Origin of the sequence: Microbacterium sp. CnD16-F, from assembly GCF_024124465.1 — a bacterium.
GTDB classification, from domain to species: domain Bacteria; phylum Actinomycetota; class Actinomycetes; order Actinomycetales; family Microbacteriaceae; genus Microbacterium; species Microbacterium gawkjiense.
On sequence record NZ_JAMXSA010000117.1, the window covers coordinates 1 to 1,400 of the forward strand.

Annotated in this window: 1 rRNA gene; it reads right to left on the reverse strand. The window is 55.9% G+C overall.

The window, feature by feature from the left end:
• Window positions 1-10: 10 nt before the first annotated feature.
• Window positions 11-1,400, reverse strand: a 16S ribosomal RNA gene (locus NH287_RS15025); the annotation flags it as partial.

Genomic DNA, 1,400 nt, shown 5'->3' on the forward strand with positions numbered 1-1,400 from the left:
TGCTCCTTAGAAAGGAGGTGATCCAGCCGCACCTTCCGGTACGGCTACCTTGTTACGACTTAGTCCTAATTACCGATCCCACCTTCGACGGCTCCCTCCACAAGGGTTGGGCCACCGGCTTCAGGTGTTACCGACTTTCATGACTTGACGGGCGGTGTGTACAAGACCCGGGAACGTATTCACCGCAGCGTTGCTGATCTGCGATTACTAGCGACTCCGACTTCATGAGGTCGAGTTGCAGACCTCAATCCGAACTGGGACCGGCTTTTTGGGATTCGCTCCACCTCGCGGTATTGCAGCCCTTTGTACCGGCCATTGTAGCATGCGTGAAGCCCAAGACATAAGGGGCATGATGATTTGACGTCATCCCCACCTTCCTCCGAGTTGACCCCGGCAGTATCCCATGAGTTCCCACCATTACGTGCTGGCAACATAGAACGAGGGTTGCGCTCGTTGCGGGACTTAACCCAACATCTCACGACACGAGCTGACGACAACCATGCACCACCTGTTTACGAGTGTCCAAAGAGTTGACCATTTCTGGCCCGTTCTCGTATATGTCAAGCCTTGGTAAGGTTCTTCGCGTTGCATCGAATTAATCCGCATGCTCCGCCGCTTGTGCGGGTCCCCGTCAATTCCTTTGAGTTTTAGCCTTGCGGCCGTACTCCCCAGGCGGGGAACTTAATGCGTTAGCTGCGTCACGGAATCCGTGGAATGGACCCCACAACTAGTTCCCAACGTTTACGGGGTGGACTACCAGGGTATCTAAGCCTGTTTGCTCCCCACCCTTTCGCTCCTCAGCGTCAGTAACGGCCCAGAGATCTGCCTTCGCCATCGGTGTTCCTCCTGATATCTGCGCATTCCACCGCTACACCAGGAATTCCAATCTCCCCTACCGCACTCTAGTCTGCCCGTACCCACTGCAGACCCGAGGTTGAGCCTCGGGATTTCACAGCAGACGCGACAAACCGCCTACGAGCTCTTTACGCCCAATAATTCCGGATAACGCTTGCGCCCTACGTATTACCGCGGCTGCTGGCACGTAGTTAGCCGGCGCTTTTTCTGCAGGTACCGTCACTTTCGCTTCTTCCCTGCTAAAAGAGGTTTACAACCCGAAGGCCGTCATCCCTCACGCGGCGTTGCTGCATCAGGCTTTCGCCCATTGTGCAATATTCCCCACTGCTGCCTCCCGTAGGAGTCTGGGCCGTGTCTCAGTCCCAGTGTGGCCGGTCACCCTCTCAGGCCGGCTACCCGTCGACGCCTTGGTGAGCCATTACCTCACCAACAAGCTGATAGGCCGTGAGCCCATCCCAGACCGAAAAATCTTTCCAACTGCTGACCATGCGATCGCAGCTCATATCCGGTATTAGACGCCGTTTCCAGCGCTTATCCCAGAGTCA